This window comes from Candidatus Neomarinimicrobiota bacterium (genome assembly GCA_016784545.1).
Classification (GTDB): Bacteria; Fidelibacterota; UBA8477; order UBA8477; family JABMPR01; genus JABMPR01.
The window spans coordinates 1-7,608 of sequence record JADHUM010000093.1 but is presented as its reverse complement, the minus strand read 5'-3'; the positions used below and the strand labels follow the sequence as shown (position 1 = coordinate 7,608).

Genomic DNA, 7,608 nt, shown 5'->3' with positions numbered 1-7,608 from the left:
ATGACCCAAAGATGTGGCCAGACCAATTACCCTGGCCTTTAGGCCGGGGTGTACAAAACCTTTTAACTGGGGGCTTTAGCCCAAAAAGCATCAAGGTTAAAACCCTTTTTTTCTTATGCCTCTTTACCCCCGCATTAAAAGGCGGGGCAATTGATTCCCAGAGTCAAATTCCCCGGACAGTGAGGTCCTGGAAATGTCCGGGTACTCCTAAATATTACCAATATCGTTCGAGGTGAATCTGACCAGGAGCTTTTTTGCTGTGTTCCTTATAGCCTTCTTTTTCCAGGACTTCTACCATGGTGTCAATCATACTGGGGTTTCCACATAGAAATATGTGAGTATTCTCTGGTGTGGGTTCAAGTCCAGATTTTGTCTGAATGACCTTGCGCTCCCACAGTTCCTGGATATAGCCACTTTCACCCCCCCAGGCGATATGCTCAAGGTTTGGTCGAGTAATGGCAGGAATGTAGGTAAAATTGCTGCACACATTGGCAATGGTATTTAATTCAGACCGATAGCCCAAATCCCAGCTATGTCGAGCACCGTGTACAATGATATACTTCCGATCACTGTTACAGGGTAAGTCCTCTCGCAGCATGCTCATGTAAGGTGCCAATCCAGTACCTGTACCCAACATGACTATGTTTGAATCCGGGTCCGTCATTTCCAGTGTAAAAACACCTGAAAATTTTTGAGAAAGGAAAATTTTATCACCGGTTTCCAAAGCAAAGATGCGCGGTGTGAGAGCGCCAGAACGTACCATGGTAATGTAAAATTCGATATACTCTTTATTCACAGAGGCCGATGATACAGAATAGGCCCTGCGAATTAGCTTATGTTCATCTTTGAGGGGAATTTCCTCATCAGAAAAATTATGTCGTGGTGCAGTTCCAGGTAATCCTAAAACAGTGAATTGACCAGCCTTGTAATCTGGTAATTCCCAGCCTTCAGGAACAATGCGCAGAATTATTAATCCAGGTGAAACTTCGATCTTTTGAGAAACAATTGCGTTGAGCGATAAATCCGCCATGAAAATCCCCTTATATGAGCTCAGCTTTTTTCAATATGGTCTTAAGCTGATTTGCATTCTTAATTGCCTGACCCCTCGCATGATTATTAAAGGAAATATACGATGTTTTAGACTGTTGTGCCATGCTGGAAATTCTGGGAAGCCAAGCTTCCAATTCTTTCAGACTGTATTCATAGTCATAGCGGCTCACATTATTGCCCTTCCACCAGTTTTCCTTATTGCGTCCATGAAAACGTAAATAGGCAATATCAGATGTGACCGAATCAAATTCTGGCATACCGCCTTCTATCTGAGGAGAGTCCAGCATTGATATCCCCCAGGAGTGTTTCCTTAACTCATCAAAAACTGAATTTCTAACCCACTGGGGATGTCTGAACTCAACAACCAGGGGCAACGACTCTAGATCCTCAAGTAATTCCATCAAATACATACGATTCTCAGCTGTATATGCAAACGAATATGGAAACTGAAGCAGGACGGCAGCCAGATGATCATCTTGCTGGAGTACGGTGACCGCCTCAAAGAAATCTTGCCGGGCAGCCTTGGCTTCCAGTCTGTCATGGGTCATAGACTTGTGGGCTTTAATGGCAAATTTTAAAGGATAGTTGAGAAATTTTTCCATCTGTTGAATTTGAGGCATACGATAGTAGCTAAAATTCAGCTCACAAAATTCATAGTGCTCAGCATAAAATTTTAACCAATCCTCCTGTTTTAGGCCAGGTGGATAGAAAACACCTTTCCAGTCTGGGTATGAAAAACCGGAGGTCCCAATTACAATTTTTCCACTTTTTTTAGTCATAAAGGGCTACTTGATTCTCAGTCCTGATCCAGCCAATTTCCCATGATATTAAATTAGTCTCAGTTACCTGATTTCCACTGGTAAATCTCTATTTCCGATCCCCATGCAAGATATGGTTAAATTTATACTGTGACACGTCTCACAATATGACCCTACACTTGAAATCTAAATTGGATTCAGATTAGCAGAGATATATGTCTGTTAATTATTTGGTTATGTGCCCTCCACTTGTGGATTCCTATCCATATTGCGACAATTATCATCCCTTTTATGCTCAGAGGTGGTAATATTTTATACTCTGAAAAGGCCGACCAGGTTTAGATTTAAAAGCGAAAGAGGGGGAAAAATCCTCATATAACGCCGGCGAAGTGCTAAATATTTCAGTTACTTCACACAGATTTTAGATAATGAACCAAAATACCGAGGGTCACATGATTCAAACGTCACCACCAAAAAAACTTCAGACTGGATTGCTCATCCTGGCATTTTTTGCACTTGCCTCATGCGATCTTCTACAAGAGTCCAAACCGCCCACCTGGACAAATACTATCGAGTTCCCACTGATCAATGAGAGCGTCGATCTGAAAGATCTTGAGGATGAAGACAACATCAGCAGTCAACTTTATGGTGATAATGGGGAACGTACCATTTTCGCATACAGTGATACCACTGAAATGGCTTCTCAGGAAGTGGGTGACCAGCTCGCCTTTGGTGACATTAACCAAACATTTTCCCAGTCCGTGGATGATGTGACGGTTACGGGTTCAACCATTAATCATACCAGTGGTTTTGGGGCAGTGGATGTGGCACCCATTGAAAAAATTATAGAATCAACATTGGGACCAATCGAGCTGGCTGACATTCCAGCAGCAACTACTGATCCCTTCCGCCTAGACGAAATGGTTCCCTCAGTTGCTTTAATCGCTGATGGCACCGTGCAAACAATTCCTGGAGGTGACCTGGCACCGGTAAATAAGCCATTTACTTTTACCGATTTTTCAGAAGCAGTTTTTACAAGCGGGAGCCTGGATATAACTATTAATAATAATATGGCCATACCGTTGGGTGCTCCGATCAACATTGCTTTACGCCAAATTGTTGGAACGGATACCACAACAATTCCTGGATGCGAAGTATCCTGGGACTCACCCGTCGCTGTAGGGGCAAGCTCTTCGAGAATCTTAGATCTAAGTGGAAAAACATTGCCAGGCAGTATTCTAGTGCTGGTAACCGGTTCAACTGCTGGATCAGGTACACCTATTACCATTAACCCAACCGTGAAGGCATCCAGTTTTAATATTGATATAGCTGGATCAAATCTGGTTGTGTCCAGTGCAATGGCTAAGGTTCCCAGTCAGGGCATTGATGAGATTGGCGCTATTACCATGGCCGATTCTGAAAACATCATTGAGAGTGCACGCATCAAATCAGGCTCACTTGCCATTGATATCAACAATTCCATGAACGTCGATGCGGATTTGGTCATCTCCATCGCTTCCCTGCTGGATCCAGATGAACTGACTTTCAGTACCTCTATTGCCATCCCTGCAAATGGTACTGTCAATGACCTTACGGATATTGCAGGTTATTTCCTGGCTATGGAGTTGGATCTGCAGGAGATCCAATACTCTTATCAGATTCTCACAGAGGATACTGGAGATAATCTGGTTAACTTGACTGAGGATGATCAGGTCTCTGTGTCAATTTCACTATACGGGGATCAGATAGGTGAAAACCTGTTTTTCAACCGAATGACCGGTATCATTGAGGCTCAAAATATTCCAGATGATGGTGAGATTAATATTTCATCTGAATCGACACTGCTATTCGCTGATATTTCAGAGGGTTCACTTACCATCAACGTCGACAACCAGGTCAACCGTGTAGGCTTTGACGCTCTGCCGACCATTTTCCTGACCATACCTGAACTTATTGAAAATGCCACATCAAACCCCCTCACTGGGAGCCTGACCCTGGAGCCCAATCCTGCTGTGAATGTACTGGAATTTGATCTTTCTGATTATGGCCTGGATATGGATCTGGATAGTCAGGTTTTGACCTATAGCACCATTGTTACTACACCAGCTGGGGAAGTTGGACGCTTCGGCCTGGAAGACTCTATTTTTGTGGAGATTCTAGTTTCTGACTTGGAGTTCTCCACTGTTACTGGTTTCTTTAGTCAGGATGCCATGGTTGATTCCAATGAAATTATCTTGAATGAGGCAACCAAATTGATTGTGGCTGACTTTGAAGCGGGCGATCTCGCTCTGACCATGACCAATCACATTGGTGTTGTGGCAGATGTGGAATTCCAGATTGATGAATTTCTTCGCAAGGACAACGGTGAGATGCTCAGGACAAGCTTCCGACTTGAGGCAACTGAAGACCCGCAGATCAGTCATATCGATATGGCCGACTATGATCTGAACTTTACCGCAGCAGTTCCCGGTGTGGATCAGGCAATTCATTATGTGTCTACAGTCACGCTGCCAGATGATGAAGAAATGACACTGACATTTGGAGATTCCATTCTCATTGATGTCAATATCACAAACCTGGCTATGGCAAGTGTCACAGGAATCATCGAACCAGATACACTGCTCATTGATCCAGATACAGTGACATTTAATCTGCCCGACATGGTTTCTGACCTCATGTTTGAGCATGTCAATATTGATATTGACTTCAACAGCACCTTTGATATTCCCATTCAATTATCACTCCTGCTCTCTGGAACAGATTCACTGGGGAATACTGAAGAAATTGAAATATTTCACAATCTGATGCCAGAAGATGATGTGGTTCACATTGATGCAGCAGATCTGCTGAATATTCATCCTGAATCCATCATTTCAAGCGGCCAGGCCATCATTAGTGATGGCACAACAGCTTCTACCATTGCCAGAGGTCAAAGTATGAGTCCTGTCATGTATATCAATGTACCGCTCTCTCTCATCATAGATGATCCACCGAGTTTGGATATGGATGTCACAAGTTTGGATTCACCACTACCCGAAGAAGGCACGATAACCCTTGATGAGTTTACAATTTATGCCGATGTGACCAATATGTTCGAATTTGGTGCCACCGTCGTTGTGCTGGCCAGTAACGACAGCCTGGCTTTCGATAGCCTGGCCATTGAAGCGGGAACTGCCCCCGCTGCTGACACCCTGTTGTCACTGGAATTACTACCCCTTGAGAATGTGGGAGTAACTGAACATGAGATCACAACAGTGGAAATGACCAGTGATAAGCTGGTACTCCTGGAAGAAAAACTGTTCCTGAAACCTGAGGTAAAACTCCTTGGACGAATCGATGAAGGAGGCAATAGTATCCCGTCACGATTCTTTACAACTGATTCGCTATCCATACGTACCTGGGGTAGCATATCGTACACGGTCCATGGCGAGGAAATCCCTATAGGATCAGGTTGGAGTAATTAGCATGAAAACACTAATCAATATTCTCATAGTCCTGAGCCTATCTAGTTTTTTATTGGCTCAAACCGATAGCACCGCCACAGAAGCACCCATTGAGGAAGCTGCTCTAGAAGCAGTTGAACCTGCTGCAGACATTAAAACAGATACAACTGAGACCGAAGAGTTGGTTGAGGCAGAAGCTGTAGATATGGACAGCACCTTGATGGAGGTTGCTACACTTGACTCCATGACCACTGATACAACTGCTTTCGTGGCCGAAGATACCGTCATTACGCCTGAACCAGAGATGGAATGGGTACAGAATGACCCTGCCCCTACAGCCCTGGCTGGCTTGGTAAATGAAGGCAATTTGTATTTCTGGACCAACGATATAATGGAAGGGATGAATTTTACCTCACTCCCCTATATCTCCATTGTGGATCCAACTATGATCGCTATCAGTGCGAATGACTGTCTTGATATCGTATGTCACCTGCTGGCCAGCGATGGCAGCGGGATTGACTATGTCGTGGTAACCAAAGACGACAGCAGCCATGTGCAGATCTATAATACGGTGACCAAAGTTGTTGCCATAGAAGCTCCTGCTGATTCCATCGTAGCGGCTCTGGATGTCTATCTGAAGGATAAGGCAGGTTCAGAATATGTGGCAATTGCCATGGAAGATACGACTGAGGCAGAAACACTAACCATTGTTGATCAAGAAGAACTGGACCGTCAAGCTGCCCGAACCAGGACGAGGAAGATCAGGAACCGCCAATTCCGAGCCCTGGATGATTTTATTCGGAATCCTGCCAACCTGGCCAGAGAATTTGACTATTCAGTTACCCTAAATATCCTTCCTGACATTAGAGTCAGCTTCAGAAATTCTTTGCTCACACCTGGTTGGTACAAAGAATGGTGGACCGTAGGTGGTATTTGGGATGAAGCCATGAAAGCGGACTATCTTTCAACCCTTGAGGGAAAAAATATGGTCGTCAATATCTCACCTACTTTTCCCACCTTGTTTGGGTTTTCCAAAGGAAACTTCAGCTTTAATCTATCCGGTCAATCTCACGCTAAGATGAAGATACCAGGAGATTTACTCGGATTACCCTTTAAAGATGTTTTGCTTAATGAACCCGCTGATCTCAGTGGTTTGGAAGTGGAATCGATTCCATTTATGGGGAAGCTTACGCTTTCGTATGGTCAGCCTCTGGAAACCCCTTATGGCGAAATCAAAGTGGGTGTAGGTCTGAACACCTATAAGGGTCTTGGCTATGTTAATTTCGTAAATCATGAGTTTACTCAAGTCATAACTGAGGATTCCATTATCACAACAACCAGAGGTGAAGGTTGGGCGACTGAAGGAGGTCTGGACGGTCATCTGGATAACTTAAATTCGGAAAACTTTGATCTTATGAGCACTGGTTCAGATATAACATTTGGTATTGATCTGGGTGCCATCATGGATCTTCAGCCTATGATTCACCAGGAAGTTGAAGTACAAGTTTCACTCAAAAATATTGGTGCCAAGTATAAATGGTCCGGTTTGACCCACGAGGCATGGACTTTTGTGAATGCGATTCCAGCACCAGGGAGTGCCGATACGGATAGTACAGAACAGTATCAGAGCAATGAGACAATAGTTTTGGGGACAGACGAGACCCTGAGCATTAAAGTTCCAACTGTCTTCAATTTGGCAGCATACTATCAGCCAATACCTCGGGTTATCCTTGGACTTGGGATTGAGAAGGCGTTCACTGACGATGTTCGATTTGGTTATAGTCCAGACCTTGAACTTTACTACCAATTGAATCTATATGCCGCTAAATGGCTGGATGTGAGTTATTATCACCAAACTCGTTATGGAGAACCTGTGCATACATTTGGAACTGGTTTTCACTTTGGAATGCTGGAAGCTGGGTTATCCCTCTCCCTTTTTGATGGACTGAATTCAAATGCTAAGGGAATTGGTGTTGGAATCAAGAGCAGCCTGCACTTTTAAATCTACTTAATGGTTAAAACCCAAAGAGGCTGTCCCAAAAGGGCGGCCTCTTTTTGATTTAAGATTTAAAATTTAAAATTTAAAATTGAAGAAGTTGAGCAAACTTCAGTATTCAAAAATCTTTAATCCTTGTCTGCCTGGTCGTAGTTCGAAGCACGTAGACTGAATCGATATTCAAAAAAGGCTGTCCATAACAAGAGATGGCCTCTTTTTATTTTAGTCGTCCCTGTAAAAGTATATAACGATAATAATAACAATGTGTTGTGTAGAGATAAATAAAGCTTAAGTTGCCAGAAATCAATAAAAACAGTTCAAAACATGGTGATTTATGAAAGCAAAACCCAAAATTCGTAAT

At 43.4% G+C, this 7,608-nt stretch carries 4 protein-coding genes; 2 read left to right on the top strand and 2 right to left on the bottom strand.

Annotation, left to right across the window (positions count from 1 at the left end):
- Positions 1 to 214 precede the first annotated feature (214 nt).
- Together ISR87_15050 and ISR87_15045 are read right to left on the bottom strand one after the other, a co-directional pair.
- Positions 215 to 1,030: a ferredoxin--NADP reductase gene (locus tag ISR87_15050; GenBank protein ID MBL7026759.1), complete on the bottom strand. Its 816-nt coding sequence runs from the start codon at positions 1,028 to 1,030 to the stop codon at positions 215 to 217.
- A gap of 10 nt (positions 1,031 to 1,040) precedes the next feature.
- The gene (locus ISR87_15045) at positions 1,041 to 1,829 is read right to left on the bottom strand and encodes a DUF72 domain-containing protein (GenBank protein ID MBL7026758.1); all 789 of its coding nucleotides are present in this window, start codon (positions 1,827 to 1,829) and stop codon (positions 1,041 to 1,043) included.
- 431 nt (positions 1,830 to 2,260) lie between these two features.
- Here ISR87_15045 and ISR87_15040 point away from each other — a divergent pair, with 431 nt between their 5' ends.
- On the top strand, positions 2,261 to 5,272 hold the full coding sequence (locus ISR87_15040; GenBank protein ID MBL7026757.1) for a hypothetical protein: 3,012 nt from the start codon (positions 2,261 to 2,263) through the stop codon (positions 5,270 to 5,272).
- Between the two features lies 1 nt (position 5,273).
- Complete coding sequence (locus ISR87_15035) at positions 5,274 to 7,253, top strand: hypothetical protein (GenBank protein MBL7026756.1); 1,980 nt, start codon at positions 5,274 to 5,276, stop codon at positions 7,251 to 7,253.
- Positions 7,254 to 7,608: the final 355 nt, after the last annotated feature.

What these genes read in the sequence shown, in the direction of transcription:
- ISR87_15050 (MBL7026759.1), bottom strand. Translation starts at nt 1,030, where the DNA reads ATGGCGGATTTATCGCTCAACGCAATTGTTTCTCAAAAGATCGAAGTT.
- ISR87_15045 (MBL7026758.1), bottom strand. Translation starts at nt 1,829, where the DNA reads ATGACTAAAAAAAGTGGAAAAATTGTAATTGGGACCTCCGGTTTTTCA.
- ISR87_15040 (MBL7026757.1), top strand. Translation starts at nt 2,261, where the DNA reads ATGATTCAAACGTCACCACCAAAAAAACTTCAGACTGGATTGCTCATC.
- ISR87_15035 (MBL7026756.1), top strand. Translation starts at nt 5,274, where the DNA reads ATGAAAACACTAATCAATATTCTCATAGTCCTGAGCCTATCTAGTTTT.